Raw genomic sequence first — 19196 nt, 5'->3', positions numbered from 1 at the left:
GGGCATAGCGGGCGTTTTAGGGGATTATCGTGAAGCAAACACAGCGTCATGACGCAATTATCGAGCTGGTGCGCCTGCAGGGTTACGTCAGCACGGAAGAGCTGGTCGAACATTTTGACGTCAGCCCGCAAACGATTCGCCGCGATTTGAATGACCTGGCCGACCAGAACAAGATCCAGCGTCACCACGGCGGCGCGGCGCTGCCTTCCAGCTCGGTCAACGCTGCCTATAACGATCGCAAGGTGATGTGGTCGGAAGAGAAGGCCCGCATCGCGCAGCGCGTCGCCAGCCAGATCCCGGACGGCGCCACGCTGTTCATCGATATCGGCACCACGCCGGAAGCGGTGGCCCATGCGCTGATGAACCACAAGAACCTGCGCGTGGTCACCAACAACCTCAACGTCGCCACTCTGCTGACCGCCAAGGAAGACTTCCGTCTGATCCTGGCCGGCGGCGAAGTGCGCACCCGCGACGGCGGCATCATGGGCGAAGCCACCCTGGACTTTATCTCCCAATTCCGCCTCGATTACGGCATTCTCGGCATCAGCGGCATCGATATGGACGGTTCGCTGCTCGAATTCGACTATCACGAAGTGCGCACCAAACGCGCGATTATCGAAAATTCCCGCTGCGTGATGCTGGTCACCGACCACTCCAAATTCGGCCGCAACGCCATGGTCAACCTGGGCAACATGAACCTGATCGACTACCTGTTTACCGACCAGCTGCCGCCGCCGAGCGTGATGAAAATCATCGAGCAGTACGACGTGCAGCTGGAGCTGTGCTGATCCGCCGTTAACCCGCGGGGCGCGCCGCCGCCCCGTTTCCCCCCGACGCCCCCTTTTCGACAGCCGTTTGCCCGCCCGCGCCATATCCTTATCATTTATATGCCTATCATCACCAAACTGTTACCTTTATCACGCCTAAATGTTTTTGTTTGGTTAAGTCTTGGCTTGCTTGTTGGTTTTTGATTACAATCATGAGCGAAAACGAACATGAAAGAGCTATTTCGAACATCTGGAGGAAGATGACGTGGAAACCAAAGACTTGATCGTTATCGGTGGCGGCATCAACGGTGCCGGCATCGCGGCGGATGCTGCCGGGCGCGGGCTGTCGGTACTGCTACTGGAAGCGCAAGACTTGGCCTGTGCTACGTCTTCCGCCAGTTCCAAACTGATCCACGGTGGCCTGCGCTACCTGGAACACTACGAATTCCGTTTGGTGAGCGAAGCGCTGGCCGAACGTGAAGTGCTGCTGAAGCTGGCGCCGCACATCGCGTTCCCAATGCGTTTCCGCCTGCCGCACCAGCCGCACCTGCGCCCGGCCTGGATGATCCGTATCGGCCTGTTCCTGTACGATCACCTGGGCAAACGCACCAGCCTGCCGGGCAGCAAGGGCTTGCGCTTTGGACCAGAGTCGGTGCTGAAGCCTGAATTGAAGCGCGGTTTCGAATATTCCGACTGCTGGGTCGACGATGCTCGCCTGGTGGTGCTGAACGCGCAGGAAGTGGAAAAACGCGGCGGCGAAGTGCGCACCCGCACCAAAGTGACCCGCGCATGGCGTGAAAACGGCATGTGGATGGTGGAAGCGGTCGATATCGACAGCGGCAAAACCTTCACCTGGCGCGCCAAAGGCCTGGTGAACGCCACCGGCCCGTGGGTGAAAAACTTCTTCGACGACGGCCTGAAGCTGAAATCGCCTTACGGCATCCGCCTGATCAAAGGCAGCCACATCGTGGTGCCGCGCGTACACGATCAGCCGCAGTCTTACATTCTGCAGAACGAAGACCACCGCATCGTGTTCGTGATCCCGTGGAATGACGAGTTCTCCATCATCGGCACCACCGACGTGGAGTACAAAGGCGATCCGAAGGACGTGAAGATCGACGAGAACGAAATCGCTTATCTGCTGAAAGTGTACAACGATCACTTCAAGAAGCAGCTGGGCCGCGACGACATCGTCTGGACTTACTCCGGCGTGCGTCCGCTGTGCGACGACGAATCCGATTCGCCGCAGGCGATCACCCGCGATTACACGCTGGACGTGCACGACGAACAAGGCAAGGCGCCGCTGCTGTCGGTCTTCGGCGGCAAGCTGACCACCTACCGCAAGCTGGCCGAGCACGCGATGGAAAAACTGGCCCACTACTACCCAGGCTGCGGCCCGGCGTGGACCAAGAACGCCACGCTGCCGGGCGGTGACATCGGCGGCGATCGCGACGGCTACGCAGCCAAACTGCGCCGCGCCCACGGCTGGTTGCCGGAAGCGCTGGCGCGCCGCTATGCCCGCACCTACGGTAGCCAGAGCGAGCTGATCCTGGCCGGCGCCAACGGCCTCGCCGATCTGGGCGAAGATTTCGGCCACGGTCTGTATGAAGCCGAACTGCGCTACCTGACCGAGAAAGAGTGGGTCGTAGAGCTGGCCGACGCCATCTGGCGCCGCACCAAGCTGGGCATGTGGCTGGACGAAGCGCAGCAGGCGCGAGTGCAAGCCTGGCTGGCAGAACACGCGAAAACGAAAACGCTGTCTCTGGCTTCCTGAGCCGCAGCGTAACAAAGAAAGGGCCGGTTATCCGGCCTTTTTCTATTTGCCGTCCACATCGGCAACGTCGCTAAAGACGCCAGCCGAACCCCGCGCTTTCACCAAACCACCGCATTGCCCGTTCCCGCAGCGCATTGACCAGGGGCGAGTTGCTGCTGGCACGCGGCTCAGCCAGAACAATACGCTGTGGCGGTAACGGTTCTGCAATGGGAAGGATGGCCAATGGCTGTCCATCGTAGCTGTGGTCGCCAAAAGGTCGGGTGTAAGCCACGGCGACACCGAAACCGTTGGCCACCAGACCACGCTGCAATTCGAGGGAGTAGGCTTTACTGAGGCGCTGTGGCTGCAGACCGTAGAAGTGAAACAATTCCAGGAAATGTTGTGAGCTGTAGGCTTGATTCGTCAACACCAAAGGGTAGTTACAGAGCTGCCGCAAGCTGACCTCGCCTTGATCAGCCAATGGATGGTCGGCCGGCAACAGTGCATGAGCGGACAGTTCACATAATACGGTGCTGCGTATCCGCTCCGGCAGGCCAAGATCATAGCTGAGCGCCGCGTCCAACGTGCCGTTGCTCAACTGCTTGCTGATTTGGTCGAAACCATATTCACGAATCGAGACACCAATCGCCGGATGACTTTCTTTCAGCCCGCGCAACAGCTGCGGCAGGCAGTAAGGCGCCAAATCCTCAAAACACCCCAGCGTCAGCTCACCGGCCAAGGTTCTGCGCTCGTCGGCCAGGCGTTCCAGCTCGTGCACGCCGGCAACTATCTGCTGGGCCTTGTCCATCGCGTGTCGCCCAAATGGCGTGAGCGTCACCCCATGTCCCCGCTGGCGCACAAACAGCGCTTTCCCCATAAGCTCTTCCAATTCATTGAGCGCAGCGGAAACCGCCGGCTGCGAGACATTCAAATGCTCGGCAGCCTGTGTGATATTGCCGTGGCGAGTCACCGCCAGGGCGCAGCGAATATGGCGCAGCGTAATCTTCATAAAAAAACCTGAGGAGCCAGATCGGAACATATTATTTTATTTTTGGAGGGCTCTGACGAATAGTCCAATGGTGGTCGCCGAGATCATGGCGGCCGTCACAAAGGAGCCACTATGAACCAGTCAGTCACCTCTTTGGTCTCAAAGGACGATATCGCTGCTTTCCAACGCGATGGCGCTATTTGCCTGCGTGGTGCGTTCAAAGATTGGATCGAACCTATCGCCGAGGGCATAGCGCGCAATCAGCGTGAGCCGGGGCCATACGCCACTAACGTCGTCGCTACCGGTGAACCGGGCGGTTTCTTCGATGACTACTGCAACTGGGAACGCATTCCCGAATTTGCCGCCGTCGTTCGCGAATCGCCTGCAGCCGGCATCGCGGCGGCGGTCATGCAATCTCCCAGCGCGCAATTCTTTCACGACCATGTGCTGGTCAAGGAACCCGGCACGCAGAAACCGACCCCCTGGCATCAGGACATCCCCTATTATTTTCTCGATGGCGAACAGACCGTCAGTCTGTGGATCCCGGTTGACCCCGTGCGTGAGGCAACCCTGCGCCTGATTGCCGGTTCCCACCAATGGCCGCAATGGGTATTGCCGCTGCGTTGGAAGGACGACGGTAACTTTTACGAGGATGTCAGCCGTTATCGGCCGGTGCCCAACCCGGATATCGAACCCGATATGTCGGTTTTAGAGTGGGAAATGGAGCCTGGCGATGCAGTGCTGTTCGACTTCCGCACCGTACACGGCGCGCGGGGTAACCTGAGCACATCCCGGCGGCGCGTGCTGTCACTGCGCTGGTTAGGCGAAGATGTGCGCTATGCCGAACGCCCGGGGAAAACATCACCGCCCTATCCCTACCATGGTATGCAACCTGGCCAGCGCCTGCGTCCGGATTGGTTCCCTCAGATCTGGCCTGAAACCTAAGCGCGTCCCACCTGCACAATAAAAAAGAGCCTGACAGCGTCTCAGCCGACGATCAGGCCAAACATCGCTGCTGAGGAGAGAGTTATGTCGTTTCACACCATCCTGCCCGAAGTACACGAGCTGATGCCGCCCATGGTGGCGTTGCGCCAGCACCTGCACGCCCATCCTGAATTGAGCGAAGAAGAGTTCGACACCAGTCGTTTGGTCGCGGACAAGCTGCGCGATTGGGGTTATGACGTCCATCACGGCCTGGCGGGAACCGGCGTCGTCGCGTCGCTGCGCAAAGGACAAAGCCTGCGTATTATTGGCCTGCGAGCCGATATGGACGCGTTACCGATCGTCGAAACCAGCGGCCTGCCTTACGCCAGCCGCCACAGTGGCAAAATGCATGCCTGCGGCCACGACGGTCATACCGCGATGCTCTTGGCAGCTGGCCAATGTCTGGCTCAAAGCATCGATTTCGACGGCACCGTGCGTCTTATCTTTCAACCCGCCGAGGAAGGATTCCTGGGAGCGAAGAGAATGGTCGAAGATGGCCTGTTCCAACGCTTCCCCTGCGATGCGGTATTCGCCCTGCACAATTGGCCCGGATTGCCGGTAGGCTGCTTCGGCTTCCTGCCTGGGGCCTTTATGGCCTCGGCCGATACGGTGACGATCCGCATCAACGGCCGGGGCGGCCACGGCGCCATGCCTCACGAAACGGCCGATCCGGTCGTCGCCGCCGCCTCTCTGGTCATGGCATTGCAAACCGTCGTCGCGCGCAATCTGCCGCCGTTGGACATGGGTGTCGTCGGAATAGGGTCAATTCATGGCGGCGGCAGTTCTACGGTAGTGCCAACCTGCGTAGAACTGGCGATCACCGTCAGAGCGCTGAAGGAAGCCACGCGCCGCCTGTTGTTGCAACGCATTGAAGCCCTGGCGCATGCCCAAGCAGCAGCCTTTGGCACAACGGCCGAAGTCACCGTCGATGCCAATGCCTATCCGGTGCTCTACAACCACCCTGAAGAAACCGATCTGGCTCGCTCGGTGGCGCTCTCATGGCTCGGGGAGGATGGCGTGGTTCCCGACATGCAGCCGATGACCTGCAGCGAGGATTTCTCTTTCATGCTGAAGGCCTGCCCCGGCAGCTATCTGATCATGGGCAACGGCCAAGGGACGGAAGGCGGTTGTCCGTTGCACAACCCCGGCTATGACTTCAATGACGCGGCGCTGCCCTATGGGGCCAGTTATTGGGTGAAGCTGGTGAGCACGTACCTCAAACCCGCCGACTGATTCATCGCCTGCACCGTTCATTCAGGCCGGGCACATTCTGCCCGGCAGCTCACCCTGAGCCTCCCTTGTCTGCAAGGAGAACGTCATGACCGCCACTTCCACCCTCTCCGCACCGAGTGCGGGGGCGAACCTGTACGCTTCACGCCGGCGTGTCATCACCGGTACCACAATTGGCAACGCCCTGGAGTTTTTCGACTTCACGGTATTCAGTTTTCTGATGTTGTTTATCGGCCCGCTGTTTTTCCCCGCCGCTTCAGCCTATGGACAGTTGTTGTTGACCACGGGCACGTTCGGCGTCGGTTTCCTTATGCGGCCGATTGGCGCGCTTCTAATCGGCTCTTATTCCGACCGCTTCGGGCGACGCTCGGCGATGGCGCTGACCCTGTTTCTCATGGGATTGGGTTGCGCCATGATGGCTCTGGCGCCAACGTATAAACAAATCGGCATGATGGCGCCTTTAATCATTGTGCTGGCGCGTTTGATACAGGGCTTTGCCGCCGGCGGTGAAGTGGGTGCGGCCACCACCTTACTGGTAGAGCATGCGCCGCCTGCGCAAAGAGGGTTTTACGCCAGTTGGCAGTTCGGCAGCCAATCGCTAGGCATTTTTCTTGGCGCCGTCATGGTCGCCGCGCTGGTGGCCGGCCTGGATCAACAGGCGATGAGCGATTGGGGATGGCGGGTGCCGTTTTTCATCGGCATGCTCACCGCACCGGTAGGATGGTATATACGGCGTCATCTGGAAGATACCCTCATCATTGGCTTGCCCACCCAACAGGCCAAACAGCATGCCGCCTGCCGCAGCCCGCTGCGCGAACTGTTCGGACAACACAAACTGACGTTGGTTAAAAGCGTACTGCTGATGCTGGGCGCGATGGTCTCGACCCAAATCATCGCTTTTTATATGCCGGCCTATGCCGCCCGGGTGCTGGGTCTGCCCACCACCTCCAGCCTGCTGGCCAGCGTCGTCGTGGGCATCACCTGTTTTCTGCTCTCGCCACCGGTCGGCTGGCTGGCGGATCGCTATGGGCGCAAACGGGTGATCTTTTACTCGCGGCTGCTGACGCTGGTGGCGATTGTCCCCAGCTTCCAGTGGCTGAACGCCGCGCCCAGCCTTTTCAACCTACTGCTGATCATCGGCCTGTTATCCATGTTGTTAACCCTGCAAACGGTGCCAGGCATTACCATGCTGCCGGAGATGTTTCCCAAATCGATCCGTACCACCGGCATGGCGGCAGCTTACGGCATTGGCGTTTCGGTATTTGGTGGATTCGCGCAGTTCTTCGTGACCTGGTTACTGCAGGTGACCGGGCAGCCCCTCGCACCAGCCTGGTACATGATGGCGACGGTCGCCCTGTCCACGCTGGCGCTGCTGTGGATACGCGATCGTACCGGCGAAGATATCGATCGCATCACGAGTGAGAATTAGCGCCAAAATAAAAACGCGCCCGATAGAATTTATCGGGCGCGTTTGCCAAACGGGTGACATCAATAAAGCATCACAGCTTCACCGGCTGAATGTGCCAGATTTCATCCGCATATTCCTGAATGGTGCGATCGGAGGAGAAGTAGCCCATGTTGGCGATATTCAGCACCGCGCGCCGCGTCCACTCGTCCTGATTGAGATACACCTCGTCCACCTTGTCCTGCGTGTCCACGTAGCTGCGGTAATCCGCCAACAGCTGATAGTGATCGCCGAGGTTGACCAGCGAGTCGAACAAATTGCCATAGCGTTTCGGCTCTTCCGGGCTGAACACGCCGGTGGCGATCTGCGTCAGCGCCTGATGCAGCTCCGGGTCTTGCTCATAGTACTGGCGCGGGTTGTAACCGTTGCGGCGCAGTTCCTCCACCTGCTCGGCGGTATTGCCGAAGATAAAGATATTCTCCTCCCCCACGTGCTCGCGCATCTCGACGTTGGCGCCGTCCAGCGTACCGATGGTCAGCGCGCCGTTCAGCGCGAACTTCATGTTGCTGGTGCCCGAGGCCTCGGTGCCCGCCAGCGAGATCTGTTCGGACAGATCCGCCGCCGGGATAATGATCTGCGCCAGGCTGACGCCGTAGTTCGGAATGAACACCACCTTCAGCTGGGTATGCACGCGCGGATCGTTGTTGATCACTTTGGCCACGTCGTTGATCAAGCGGATGATCTGTTTGGCGGCATAGTAGGCCGACGCCGCCTTGCCGGCGAAGATCACCACCCGCGGCACGCGCTCGATCTCCGGATCGTCCAGCAGACGGTTATACAGCGTGATGACGTGCAGCACGTTGAGCAGCTGCCGTTTGTACTCGTGGATGCGCTTGATCTGCACGTCGAACAGCGCATCCGGGTTGACCACCACGTTGAGCGTTTTGGCGATGTACAGCGCCAGCCGCTCCTTGTTCTGCCGCTTGGCGCGCTGCACCGCCTGCAGGAAACTCGGGTAATCGACGTTGGCTTTGATCTCGCTCAGCTGGCTGAGATCGGTGCGCCAGGTTTGGCCGATGCAGTCGTCCAACACCGCCGCCAGCGGCGGGTTGGCCAGCGCCAGCCAACGGCGCGGCGTCACCCCGTTGGTTTTGTTGCAGAAACGATTGGGGAACAGCCGGGCGAAGTCGGCGAACAGCGACTGCACCATCAGTTCGGAATGCAGGGCGGAAACGCCGTTGACCTTGTGGCTGGCCACCACCGCCAGCCACGCCATGCGCACCCGGCGGCCATTGGTTTCGTCGATGATCGAGACCCGCGCCAGCAGGTCGTTGTCGCCCGGCGCCACTTCCTGCACCATCTTGAGGAAGTGATCGTTGATTTCGAAAATCAGCTGCAGATGGCGCGGCAAGATGCGGCCAATCATGTCCAGCGGCCAGGTCTCCAGCGCCTCGCTCATCAGCGTGTGGTTGGTGTAAGAAAATACCTGCTCCACCACTTCCCAGGCGTCGAGCCACTTGAATTTGTGCTCGTCGATCAGCCGGTGCATCAGCTCGGGAATCGACAAGACCGGGTGAGTGTCGTTGAGGTGAATGGCGATCTTGTCCGCCAGGTTGTCGAAGGTTTTGTGCATCAGCCAATGGCGATTGAGGATGTCCTGCACCGTCGCCGACACCAGGAAATACTCCTGCCGCAGCCGCAGCTCGCGCCCGGAGGAGGTCGAGTCGTCCGGATACAGCACGCGCGACACGTTCTCCGAGTGGTTTTTATCCTCCACCGCGGCGAAATAATCGCCCTGGTTGAACTTGCCGAGGTTGATCTCGTTACTGGCCTGCGCGCCCCACAGCCGCAGGGTGTTGGTGGCGTCGGTGTCGAAACCGGGGATCACCTGATCGTAGGCGATGGCCACGACCTCTTCGGTCTCCAGCCAGCGCGCCTTGGCGCCCTCCTGCTGCACGCGGCCGCCGAAGCGCACCTTGTAGCGGGTGTTGTGGCGCGGAAACTCCCACGGATTGCCGTACTCCAGCCAGTAGTCCGGCGACTCCATCTGTTGGCCGTTGACGATGTTCTGCTTGAACATGCCGTACTCGTAGCGAATGCCGTAGCCGCGCCCCGGCAGCGCCAGCGTCGCCAGCGAATCGAGGAAGCAGGCCGCCAGGCGGCCCAGACCGCCGTTGCCGAGGCCAGGGTCGTTCTCTTCTTCCAGCAGTTCACCCAGGCTCAACCCCATTTCGTTCAGCGCGTTGTCGATATCCTGATAGATGCCCATCGACAGCAGCGCGTTCGACAGGGTGCGGCCGATCAGAAACTCCATCGACAGGTAATACACCTGCCGCACGTCTTGAGACAGCTGGGCGCGGTTGGAACGCAGCCAGCGTTCAACCATGCGATCGCGCACCGCGAACAGCACCGCGTTCAGCCAGTCGTGCCGGTTGGCGATGGCCGGATCCTTGCCGACGATAAACATCAGCTTATAGGCGATGGAGTGTTTCAGCGCTTCCACACTGACCGTAGGTGAGGTGTAACTAAACGGTGAAGTCATGGCTTTTTAATCCCTTGTAGGGAGCCCAGCCATTCGCCGCGGAATAGCGGGCTCCGCTGAACATGGACGCGGCACGCCGCGCCCCGACAATCAACCCAAACGGCTGCCCGCCGCGCGTCAACCCGAGACGCGAAACGCGGGCTACAAACGTTGATAAAGCGATAAATACTCTTTCGCCGCCACCGGCCAGCCGAAGTCCACGCTCATGGCGTGGCGCTGAACGTGGCGCCAGTGTTTCGGCCGGCTCCACAACACCATGGCGCGGCGGATGGCGTTGCCCAGCGCGACGGCGTCGCAATCGTCGAACACGAAGCCGCTGGCGGTGCCGTCGGCCAGGTTCTCCAGCGCGCAGTCCACCACCGTGTCCGCCAGCCCGCCGGTGCGGCGCACCAGCGGCAGCGTGCCGTATTTCAGGCCGTAGAGCTGCGTCAGGCCGCAGGGCTCGAAGCGGCTCGGCACCAGAATCACGTCGGCGCCGCCGATGATGCGGTGGGAGAAGGATTCGTGATAGCCGATCTGCACCCCAACCTGCTCGGGATAATCGGCGGCGGCGGCCAGAAACGCCTGTTGCAGCACCGCATCGCCGGCGCCCAGCAGCGCCAGCTGCCCGCCCTGCGCCAGCAGCTCAGGCAGTGCCTGCAGCACCAGATCCAGGCCTTTTTGGCTGGTCAATCGGCTCACCACCGCGAACACCGGCAGCGATTCATCCACCTTCAGCCCCATGGCCTTTTGCAGATGCAGCTTATTTTTGACCTTGCTTTTCAGATCGTCGGCGTCGTAGCGGGCGCTCAGCCGCGGGTCGCGGGCCGGATCCCAAATGTTGTCGTCCACCCCGTTGAGGATGCCGCTCAGCCTGCCCTGCCGCTGCCGCTCCTGCAGCAGCCCCTCCATGCCGTAGCCGAACTCCGGCCGGGTGATCTCGCGCGCATAGGTCGGGCTGACGGCGGTCACGTGGTCGGCATAAAACAGCCCGGCCTTGAGGAACGACATCTGGCCGTAGAACTCCAGGCCATAAACATCGTAAAACGACGCCGGCAGCCACAGCTCGGTCACGTGATGGGCAGAGAACAGCCCTTGATAGGCCAGGTTGTGCACCGTAAACACCGAGCGCGCCGGGTGGCCGTTGGCGGCCAGATAGGCGCAGCTCAGGCCGGCGTGCCAGTCGTGGGCATGTACCAGCTGCGGGCGCCAGTAGCGATCCAGCCCCTTGGCCAGCTCGCAGGCCATCCAGCCCAGCAGCGCAAAGCGGCGGTGGTTGTCGGGATAGGCGTACATGGACTGATCGTGGTACGGGCTGCCCGGCCGGTCATACAGCCAGGGCGCATCGATGAGATAGATGCCCACGCCATGGTAGGTGCCGTAACGCAGGCCGACCCGGCCGGCGAACGAGTCGATTTCCGCCACCAGCGAGGTGTCGGGGATGCCGTTGCGTACGTCAGGGAAAGCGGGCAATAGCACCCGAACATCGGCGCCTTCGGCGATTTGCGCCGCCGGCAGCGCGCCAACCACGTCTGCGAGTCCGCCCGTTTTCAGCAGGGGGAACATTTCAGAACATACGTGTAAGACCTGCATTATCACTCCTGAAAGTCGGCCGAAGGCCTCTGGATAAGAAATAAAGCAGGCTTGCCGCTGTTATGCGTGCCGCGTTGCGCAAGCCATCGAACCGTTCATCAGGCGGCAGGCTATCGTTCTGCCGCCCACGTTAACTCACAATTTTGACAACATTTCGCGCGTCACCAGCACGATGCCGCCTTCCGAGCGATAAAAACGCTTGCTGTCCTCATCGGCGTTTTCCCCGATCACCATGCCTTCCGGAATGTGGCAGGCGCGGTCGATGATGCAGCGCCGCAGGCGGCAGGAACGGCCGACGTTCACGTCCGGCAACAATACGGTAGAGTCGATGGTGCAGAACGAGTTCACTCGCACGCGCGGGAACAGCACCGAATGCACCACCACCGAGCCCGAGACGATACAGCCGCCGGACACCAGCGAGTTCATGGTCATGCCGTGGCTGCCGGAGCGATCCTGCACGAACTTGGCCGGCGGCAGCGGCTCCATGTGGGTGCGGATCGGCCAGGCGCGGTCGTACATGTCCAGCTCCGGCGTCACCGACGCCAGATCGAGGTTGGCGCGCCAGTAGGCGTCCAGCGTGCCCACATCGCGCCAGTACGGCGGCAGATCGGGGTTGGAGGTCACGCAGGACAAGGTAAACGGATGCGCCCACGCCGCCTGCTGCGCGGTGATTTTCGGGATCAGATCCTTGCCGAAATCGTGGCTGGAGCCGGGGGTCGACATATCCTCTTCCAGCAGTTGGAAAAGGTAGGCGGCATTAAAAATATAGATGCCCATGCTGGCCAGCGACATATCCGGGTTGCCCGGCATCGCCGGCGGGTTGGCGGGTTTCTCCAGAAACTCGATGATGCGGTCGCTTTCATCCACTTTCATTACGCCGAATTCGCCGGCTTCGCTGCGCGGCACCGGCAGGCAGGCCACGGTGCACTGGGCGCCCTTCTCGACGTGGTCTATCAGCATGCGCGAGTAATCCATCTTGTAGATATGGTCGCCCGCCAGGATCACCACGTATTCGGCCTCATAGCGGCGAATGATGTCCAGGTTCTGATACACCGCGTCGGCGGTGCCTTTGTACCAATGCTCGGTGCTGAGGCGCTGCTGGGCCGGCAGCAGATCGACGAACTCGTTCATCTCCTCGTTGAGAAACGACCAGCCGCGCTGAATGTGCTGCACCAGCGTGTGCGACTGGTATTGGGTGATCACGCCGATGCGGCGAATGCCGGAGTTCAGGCAGTTCGACAGGGCGAAATCGATGATGCGGAACTTGCCGCCAAAGTGGACGGCGGGCTTGGCGCGGGTGGAGGTCAAATCTTTCAGGCGCGAGCCGCGGCCGCCGGCCAGGATCAGCGCTACGGATTTAATCGGCAGCTGGCGCGCCAACATCAGGGGGTCTTTATTTTCAAACCTAACCATAGCGGACTCCTTTTATTATTTCCGTACCAGAACGCAAAGCGAGCGCGCGGCCTGGTGCCAGGCGGGTAACACCGCCCGTGAGTCTTCCTGAGTGAACGGGGCGACAACCTGCCAATCGCCTTCCGGCAACCTCATCTCCACCGTTTGCGGCGTGGGGTTGACCAGCAGCAGCCAGCGCTGCGACAGCAGGATCTGCATGAGCAGATCGCCCTGCTCCCACTGCTGCGCGTCGAGCGGCTGGCCTTGCGCGTTCAGCCACTGCACGCTGCCGTCGTCCTGCTGCCACCAGCGATCCTGTTGCAACGCGGGGATCTGGCGGCGCAGCGCGATCAGCGCCGCGACGTAATCGGTCAACGCGTCATCCGCCGTGGCCCAATCGAGCCAGGTGGTGGCGTTGTCCTGACAATAGGCGTTGTTGTTCCCCTGCTGGCTGTGTCCCTGTTCATCGCCGGCCAGCAGCATCGGCGTTCCCTGGGACAGCAACAGCGTGGCGAGCATCGCCCGCTGGCTGGCCCTGCGGCGTTGCACAATGGCGTCGTCGGCGACCAGGCCTTCCACACCGTGGTTGTTGCTGAAATTGCGATCGCTGCCGTCACGGTTGCCTTCGCCGTTCGGCTGGTTGTGTTTCTCGTTGAAGCTGACCACGTCCTGCAGGGTAAAACCGTCATGGGCGGTCAGCATGTTGACGGTGGCGTAAGGCGCCCGCCCACGCTGGTTGTACAGATCGCTGGAGGCGGCGAAACGCCGGGCGAACTGGCCGAGCGACACGCCGCTCTGCAGCCAGAAACGGCGCATGTCGTCGCGGTAATGGTCGTTCCATTCGGCGAAGCGGCCGGGGAAGGCCCCCACCTGATAGCCGCCGGGGCCAACGTCCCAGGGTTCGGCGATCAGCTTGCAGCGCGACAGCACATCGTCCGCCAGCATCGCCTGGAACAGCGGCGCATCGCGATCGAACCCCGGCGTGCGGCCGAGCACGCTGCCCAGATCGAAGCGGAAGCCGTCGACGTGGCACTCCCGCACCCAAAAACGCAGGCAATCCATCACCCAGGCCACGCCCTGCGGCTGATCGAGCCGCAGGGTATTGCCGCAGCCGGTGTCGTTAACGTAGTCCCCTTCCGGCGTCAGCCAGTAGTAGCTCTGGTTGTCGATGCCGCTCAGCGACAGCATCGGCCCGTCCCTGTCCAGCTCGGCGCTGTGGTTGAACACCACGTCGAGGATCACCTCGATGCCGGCTTGGTGCAGCGCCTTGACCGCATCGCGAAATTCGTTCAACGGCGTGCCCTCGGTGCTCAGGCTGGCGTAGCGGTTGTCCGGCGCATAGGGCGCCAGCACGTTATAGCCCCAGTAGTTGATCAGCCCCAGCCGCTGCAGGCGCGGTTCGGAGGTATGTTGCTGCACCGGCAACAGTTCCAGCGCGGTGATGCCGAGGCGTTTGAAGTGGGCGATCATCACCGGGTGCCCCAGCGCGGCGAAACTGCCGCGCAGCGCCGGCGGGATCTTCGGATGCAGCAGCGTCAGGCCGCGCACGTGCGCTTCGTAAATCACCGTCTGCCCCCAGGGCGTGGCGGGCGGGCGATCGTCCTGCCAGTCGTACTGTTCGTCCACCACCACGCATTTCGGCATCAGCTCGGCGCTGTCGTGCGGATCAGGCTGTTCGTAACCGCCGTGCAGGTGCGGGTGATCCGCCACCGGCCCCTCCACCGCGCGCGCGGCCGGATCGAGCGCCAGCTTGTTGGGGTTGAAACGCTGCCCGTTCGCCGGGTCGAACGGGCCGTAGACCCGGTAACCGTAACGTTGCCCCGGCCTGCCGCTCGGCAAATAGCCATGCCAGATATCGCCGCTGCGCGCCGGCAGCGGCAGGCGCACTTCGCGTTGCTGGCCGTCGAACAGGCACAGCTCCACCCGCTCGGCGTGCGCCGAGTACAGGGTAAAGTTGATGCCTTCGCCGTCGTAATGCGCGCCCAGCGGCGCGGCGAGGCCGGCCGTCAGCTCCGTCATGGCGCCTCCCGCAGCAGATAAATGGTCGCCAGCGGCGGCAGCGTCACGCAGATGGAAAAGTCGCGGCCGTGGCTACCGATCGCTTCGGAAGAGACCCGCCCCTGATTGCCGGCGTTGCTGCCGTGATAGTGGTGCGAATCGGTATTGAGGATCTCGCGATAGTCGCCGGCGCGTGAGAGGCCGATGCGGTAGCGGTAGCGCGGCACCGGGGTAAAGTTGCTGATGGCGATCAGCTCATTGCCCTGCGAATCGTAGCGCGCGAACGCGAACACCGAGTTGTCGTGATCGTCGACCACCAGCCACTCGAAGCCGTCCGGGCGGTAGTCGCGCTCATACAGCGGCGCCTGCTGCCGGTAGCAGTGGTTCAGATCGCGCACCAGCCGCTGCACGCCGTTGTGCCAGTTATCCAGCCCCTCCAGCAAATGCCAATCGAGGCTGGTATCGAAATTCCACTCGCGCCCCTGCGCGAACTCGCAGCCCATAAACAGCAGCTTTTTGCCCGGATGCGCCCACATAAACCCGTAATAGGCGCGCAGGTTGGCGAACTTTTGCCAGGCGTCGCCCGGCATGCGGTCGAGGATCGATTTTTTGCCGTGCACCACTTCATCGTGCGAGATAGGCAACACGAAGTTCTCGGTGTAGGCATACAGCATGCCGAAGGTCATCTGGTTGTGGTGATACTTGCGGTGCACCGGATCGCACTTCATGTAATTGAGCGTGTCGTGCATCCAGCCGAGGTTCCACTTGTAGTGGAATCCCAGGCCGTTGGCGTCCGGCGGCAGGGTGACGCCGGGATAGTCGGTGGACTCCTCCGCCAACGTCACCGCGCCCGGCTGCGCCTGGCCGATAGTCTGGTTGGTATAACGCAGGAAGGCGATCGCCTCCAGGTTCTCGTTGCCGCCGTAGTAATTCGGCACCCACTCGCCGTCGGCGCGGCTGTAGTCGCGATAGATCATCGACGCCACCGCATCGACCCGCAGCGCGTCGATACCGAAGCGCTCCAGCCAATACAGCGCGTTGCCCGCCAGGTAGTTGCGCACCTCGTGGCGGCCGTAGTTGTAGATCAGCGTATTCCAGTCCTGGTGGTAGCCTTCGCGCGGATCGGCGTATTCGTACAGCGCGGTGCCGTCAAAATTCGCCAGGCCGTAGGCGTCGCTCGGGAAATGCCCCGGCACCCAATCGAGGATCACGTTGATGCCCGCCTCATGCGCCGCCGCCACGAACGCCCGGAAATCGGCCGGCGTGCCGAAGCGCCGGGTCGGCGCATACAGCCCCAGCGGCTGGTAGCCCCAGCTGCCGTCGAACGGGTGCTCGTTGATCGGCAGCAGCTCGATATGGGTGAATCCCATGTCCTTCACATAGTCGATAAGCTGCACCGCCAGCTCGCCGTAGCTGAGCCAGAAATGGTTGTCGGTGTGGCGGCGCCATGAGCCGAGATGCACCTCGTAGATGGCGATCGGCTGGTCAAAATCGTTGGCGCGGCGGCGCGCCTGCGTCGACGGCACCACCTCCGGCAGCGGCGCCACCAGCGAGGCGGTGTCCGGGCGCATCTGCGCCTCGAAGGCGTAAGGATCGGCTTTCAGCTGGGTATTGCCGTAGCAATCGACGATTTCATATTTGTACAGCTGGCCGGCCCGCACGCCGGGCAGGAACAGCTCCCAGATGCCGTTTTCACGCCGCAGACGCATCGGATGGCGGCGGCCGTCCCAGAAGTTGAACTCCCCCACCACCGAGACGCGCTGGGCGTTGGGCGCCCAAACGGCAAAGCTGACGCCGTCGACGTCATCCAACGTGGCGAGGTGAGCCCCCAGGCGTTCATAGGGGCGCAGGTGCGTGCCCTCGGCCAATAGCCAGCTGTCGATGTCCTGCAGCAGCGGGCCGAACCGATAGGGATCGTCGACGGTCTGTTGGTGATCGCGCCAGCTGACCTGCAGCTGATAGCGGAAAGGATTTTTGCGCCGCGGCACCACGGCACTGAAGAAGCCGCGCGGATCGTCGCAGTTCAACTGCACCAGACGCCGGCCGGTTTGCTGTTCCACCAGCCAGACTGCGCCAGCGTCCGGCAGCAGCGCGCGCACCTGCAGACCGTTATCGGTCGCATGCATGCCAAGCAGAGCAAAGGGGTCGGCGTAATGGCCGGAGATGATCTGATCAATCACGTCACGATCGGGAAGTACAGGCATAGTCTTCTTCCTTAGATTAACAGCATGATCTAAGCACGGCTTGTTGGTTATTCCTTGGCCGTTTTGGTCATCATGCAATGCATTCGGTATCCAAAGCGTGATTGCGGTCGGTTATTGACCAATCTTTACTCTGCCGACCTGAATTTCGCTCTTTATGCTTATTTTTTGAAATATTTCAGTCATGGTGAAAAATTGTTCGCCCATGCGTTAAGCATAGCCAATGTCTGTTAAAAACTGCTCAGCATTGCTCAGGAAAATTCTTCATTAAGAAAACTGCCAGCCTGGCGGCGCCGGCATGCGGCGGCCGACGAGGAGATATGCGGGGTACAGCTCATTGAAGCAGGGCTTGCGATGACGTTGCCCGACGCGGACGCGGCGAACAAAAAAGTGGAAAATAAGGCTTTAGGGGGCTGAAAGCAGCCAGCCCCCAGGAAGTGCGGGTTTACAGCAGAATACGCAGCATGCGGCGCAGCGGCTCGGCCGCGCCCCACAGCAGCTGGTCGCCCACGGTGAACGCCGACAGGTACTCCGGCCCCATATTCAGCTTGCGCAGACGGCCGACCGGCGTATTCAGCGTGCCGGTCACCGCCGCCGGCGTCAGTTCGCGCATGGTCAGCTCACGGTCGTTCGGGATCACGCGCACCCAGTCGTTGTGCGTCGCCAGCATCTGCTCGATTTCCGGCAGCGACACGTCTTTTTTCAGCTTCAGGGTGAACGCCTGGCTGTGGCAGCGTAGCGCGCCGACGCGCACGCACAGACCATCGACCGGGATCACGCTGCCGGTGTTCAGAATCTTGTTGGTTTCCGCCTGGCCTTTCCACTCTTCGCGGCTCTGGCCGTTGTCGAGCTGCTTGTCGATCCACGGGATCAGGCTGCCGGCCAGCGGCACGCCGAAGTTATCGGTCGGCAGTTTGCCGCTGCGGGTGGCCTCGGTCACCTTACGCTCGATATCCAGAATGGCGGAAGCCGGATCCTGCAGCTCTTTCGCCACGTCGGCATGCAGCATGCCCATCTGGGTCAGCAGTTCGCGCATGTGGCGCGCGCCGCCGCCGGAGGCCGCCTGATAGGTGGCGACCGACGCCCACTCCACCAGATCGTTGGCGAACAGGCCGCCGAGCGACATCAGCATCAGGCTGACGGTGCAGTTGCCACCGACGAAGGTTTTGATGCCGTTGTCCAGGCCCTGCTGAATCACCGCGTGGTTGACCGGATCCAGGATGATGATGGCGTCGTCCTGCATGCGCAGCGAAGAGGCCGCGTCGATCCAGTACCCCTGCCAACCGCTGGCGCGCAGCTTAGGATACACTTCGTTGGTATAATCGCCGCCCTGACAGGTAATAATGATATCGAGCGCGCTCAGCGCGTCGATATCATACGCATCCTGCAGCGTGCCCTGCTGGCCGCCGAAGGCCGGCGCGGCGGAACCGTGCTGCGAGGTGGAGAAAAAGACCGGGCGAATGGCGTCGAAATCGCGCTCTTCCGTCATGCGTTGCATGAGAACCGAGCCGACCATTCCGCGCCAACCGATGAAACCAACGTTTTTCATAATATCTGTGTCCCGCCCGGATAAGGGCTTATGTAGGTGATAACGAGTTGTGTGCAATATCTCCTCACCTTACAAAATGTCGGCGCGGGCGCAAAGTGAATTTATTCGATGGCTGGGGATTTCTCAGCAATCCTTCTTATAGGCAAGGACGCGGCCGGAAAGGCCGAGGCGTTTTCCCGATCACGAGGTCACCATGACAGAGATGATTTCCGCTACGGTATTGCTGTTTTTAATTATGGATCCGCTGGGCAACCTGCCGATTTTCATGTCGGTGCTCAAGCATCTGGAACCGCGCCGCCGCCGGGTAGTGCTGATCCGCGAGCTGCTGATCGCCCTGCTGCTGATGCTGATCTTCCTGTTCGCCGGCGAGAAAATTCTGGCGTTCCTCAACCTGCGCACCGAAACCGTCTCCATTTCCGGCGGCATCATCCTGTTTCTGATCGCCATCAAGATGATTTTCCCCACGCAGGAGGGGAACAGCTCCGGGCTGTCCGCCGGCGAAGAACCCTTCCTGGTGCCGCTGGCGATCCCGCTGGTGGCCGGGCCGTCGATTCTGGCGGCGCTGATGCTGCTGTCGCACCAGTATCCGCACCAGCTGCCCCATCTGGTGGCGGCGCTGTTGATCGCCTGGGGCCTCTCTGCGGCCATTTTGCTGATGTCGAACCTGTTCCTGCGCCTGCTGGGCAGCAAAGGCGTCAGCGCGCTGGAACGGTTGATGGGGCTGATTCTGGTGATGCTGTCGACCCAGATGTTCCTGGACGGCATACGGGCTTACATGAAGCTGTAGGCGCCTGGCGGCGCCGACGACGGCCCGC

General features: G+C 61.4%; 13 protein-coding genes. 6 read left to right on the top strand and 7 right to left on the bottom strand.

Going from position 1 to position 19196, the window contains the following annotated elements:
* Positions 1-29: 29 nt before the first annotated feature.
* Positions 30-788 (top strand): DeoR/GlpR family transcriptional regulator, encoded by a 759-nt coding sequence (locus ABTW55_RS12195; protein WP_004930797.1) that lies wholly within the window; start codon positions 30-32, stop codon positions 786-788.
* Between the two features lie 244 nt (positions 789-1032).
* The gene (gene glpD, locus ABTW55_RS12190) at positions 1033-2541 is read left to right on the top strand and encodes a glycerol-3-phosphate dehydrogenase (RefSeq protein ID WP_060423619.1); all 1509 of its coding nucleotides are present in this window, start codon (positions 1033-1035) and stop codon (positions 2539-2541) included.
* Positions 2542-2611: 70 nt separating this feature from the next.
* Here the strand turns inward: glpD and ABTW55_RS12185 are convergent, their stop codons facing one another.
* Entirely contained in the window at positions 2612-3529 is a 918-nt protein-coding gene (locus tag ABTW55_RS12185) for a LysR family transcriptional regulator (RefSeq protein WP_060423616.1), read from the bottom strand.
* Between the two features lie 111 nt (positions 3530-3640).
* On the opposite strand from ABTW55_RS12185, the gene ABTW55_RS12180 reads away from it, so the two are divergent.
* From ABTW55_RS12180 to ABTW55_RS12170, 3 genes are all read left to right on the top strand, one after another.
* The gene (locus ABTW55_RS12180) at positions 3641-4453 is read left to right on the top strand and encodes a phytanoyl-CoA dioxygenase family protein (RefSeq protein ID WP_047570203.1); all 813 of its coding nucleotides are present in this window, start codon (positions 3641-3643) and stop codon (positions 4451-4453) included.
* Between the two features lie 84 nt (positions 4454-4537).
* A complete protein-coding gene (locus tag ABTW55_RS12175) occupies positions 4538-5725 on the top strand; it encodes a M20 aminoacylase family protein (protein WP_060423613.1) in 1188 nt (395 codons plus the stop codon).
* An 85-nt stretch (positions 5726-5810) separates the two neighbouring features.
* Entirely contained in the window at positions 5811-7151 is a 1341-nt protein-coding gene (locus ABTW55_RS12170; protein ID WP_047570201.1) for an MFS transporter, read from the top strand.
* A gap of 70 nt (positions 7152-7221) precedes the next feature.
* On the opposite strand, the gene glgP is transcribed toward ABTW55_RS12170, so the two are convergent.
* From glgP to asd, 6 genes are all read right to left on the bottom strand, one after another.
* Positions 7222-9669 (bottom strand): glycogen phosphorylase, encoded by a 2448-nt coding sequence (gene glgP / locus ABTW55_RS12165; protein WP_033636332.1) that lies wholly within the window; start codon positions 9667-9669, stop codon positions 7222-7224.
* A 141-nt stretch (positions 9670-9810) separates the two neighbouring features.
* Complete coding sequence (gene glgA / locus ABTW55_RS12160; protein ID WP_033636333.1) at positions 9811-11241, bottom strand: glycogen synthase GlgA; 1431 nt, start codon at positions 11239-11241, stop codon at positions 9811-9813.
* A 135-nt stretch (positions 11242-11376) separates the two neighbouring features.
* A complete protein-coding gene (glgC, locus tag ABTW55_RS12155) occupies positions 11377-12654 on the bottom strand; it encodes a glucose-1-phosphate adenylyltransferase (protein ID WP_033636334.1) in 1278 nt (425 codons plus the stop codon).
* Between the two features lie 15 nt (positions 12655-12669).
* Positions 12670-14652 carry a glycogen debranching protein GlgX gene (gene glgX / locus ABTW55_RS12150; RefSeq protein ID WP_049213047.1) on the bottom strand — a complete coding sequence of 661 codons (1983 nt, stop codon included), beginning with the start codon at positions 14650-14652 and terminating at the stop codon, positions 12670-12672.
* Entirely contained in the window at positions 14649-16835 is a 2187-nt protein-coding gene (glgB, locus tag ABTW55_RS12145; RefSeq protein ID WP_060423610.1) for a 1,4-alpha-glucan branching protein GlgB, read from the bottom strand. Before glgB ends, glgX begins: the two co-directional genes overlap by 4 nt.
* 442 nt (positions 16836-17277) lie before the next feature.
* Positions 17278-18381, bottom strand: coding sequence for an aspartate-semialdehyde dehydrogenase (asd, locus tag ABTW55_RS12140; RefSeq protein WP_033636337.1), 1104 nt, complete (start codon positions 18379-18381; stop codon positions 17278-17280).
* 193 nt (positions 18382-18574) lie between these two features.
* Here asd and ABTW55_RS12135 point away from each other — a divergent pair, with 193 nt between their 5' ends.
* Entirely contained in the window at positions 18575-19168 is a 594-nt protein-coding gene (locus ABTW55_RS12135; protein ID WP_033654449.1) for a YhgN family NAAT transporter, read from the top strand.
* Positions 19169-19196 lie beyond the last annotated feature (28 nt).

This window comes from Serratia sp. SM04 (assembly GCF_040280225.1).
Classification (GTDB): Bacteria; Pseudomonadota; Gammaproteobacteria; order Enterobacterales; family Enterobacteriaceae; genus Serratia; species Serratia sarumanii.
The sequence above is the reverse complement of the archived record's forward strand: the minus strand, read 5'-3'. Positions and strand labels throughout refer to the sequence as shown.

Coding starts and splice junctions, on each gene's coding strand:
- ABTW55_RS12185 (WP_060423616.1), bottom strand. CDS start 3,529: ATGAAGATTACGCTGCGCCATATTCGCTGCGCCCTGGCGGTGACTCGC.
- ABTW55_RS12180 (WP_047570203.1), top strand. CDS start 3,641: ATGAACCAGTCAGTCACCTCTTTGGTCTCAAAGGACGATATCGCTGCT.
- ABTW55_RS12175 (WP_060423613.1), top strand. CDS start 4,538: ATGTCGTTTCACACCATCCTGCCCGAAGTACACGAGCTGATGCCGCCC.
- ABTW55_RS12170 (WP_047570201.1), top strand. CDS start 5,811: ATGACCGCCACTTCCACCCTCTCCGCACCGAGTGCGGGGGCGAACCTG.
- glgP (WP_033636332.1), bottom strand. CDS start 9,669: ATGACTTCACCGTTTAGTTACACCTCACCTACGGTCAGTGTGGAAGCG.
- glgA (WP_033636333.1), bottom strand. CDS start 11,241: ATGCAGGTCTTACACGTATGTTCTGAAATGTTCCCCCTGCTGAAAACG.
- glgC (WP_033636334.1), bottom strand. CDS start 12,654: ATGGTTAGGTTTGAAAATAAAGACCCCCTGATGTTGGCGCGCCAGCTG.
- glgX (WP_049213047.1), bottom strand. CDS start 14,652: ATGACGGAGCTGACGGCCGGCCTCGCCGCGCCGCTGGGCGCGCATTAC.
- glgB (WP_060423610.1), bottom strand. CDS start 16,835: ATGCCTGTACTTCCCGATCGTGACGTGATTGATCAGATCATCTCCGGC.
- asd (WP_033636337.1), bottom strand. CDS start 18,381: ATGAAAAACGTTGGTTTCATCGGTTGGCGCGGAATGGTCGGCTCGGTT.
- ABTW55_RS12135 (WP_033654449.1), top strand. CDS start 18,575: ATGACAGAGATGATTTCCGCTACGGTATTGCTGTTTTTAATTATGGAT.